Source organism: Streptomyces hazeniae, assembly GCF_031845485.1.
GTDB classification, from domain to species: Bacteria; Actinomycetota; Actinomycetes; order Streptomycetales; family Streptomycetaceae; genus Streptomyces; species Streptomyces hazeniae.
In genome coordinates this window covers 1-426 of record NZ_JAVREQ010000216.1, presented here as the reverse complement: position 1 = coordinate 426, position 426 = coordinate 1, and the positions used below count along the sequence as shown (strand labels likewise).

Genomic DNA, 426 nt, shown 5'->3' with positions numbered 1-426 from the left:
TCTCGATATCGGCATCGGTGAGATGCGCGAATGCGGGAACGTCGGTAACTGCCATCGTCAGCCTCCTCTCGATTACCTACGGTAGCGTAACCTACGATCCCGTAGGTTACTAGCCAGTAAAGTTTATACGTCCAGAACACAGTCGCCGGAAGCGGCCGAAACACACGTCTGGGATCCGGGTGCCCGGGTCGTGCTCGACGCCGGTGCGCAGATCGCGCACGTGCCCGTCGACCAGGCCCACCACACACGACTGACAGATCCCCCTCCGGCAGCCGCACGGCATCCGGATCCCGACCTGCTCCCCCGCGTCCATCAACGGCGTCGCGCCGTCGACCGTGACCTCCTTGCCGCTGCGCTCGAATGTCACCGTGCCCCCGCCGCCGTGCGGGGCAGCCGGCGACACCGCGAACCGTTCCAGGTGCAGGC

At 65.7% G+C, this 426-nt stretch carries 1 protein-coding gene; it reads right to left on the bottom strand.

What is annotated here, in order from left to right; all coding sequences use genetic code 11:
• Positions 1-109: 109 nt before the first annotated feature.
• Positions 110-426, bottom strand: a 317-nt coding sequence (locus RM572_RS29400; RefSeq protein ID WP_311676390.1) for a 2Fe-2S iron-sulfur cluster-binding protein, incomplete at its 5' end; no start/stop codon positions are given.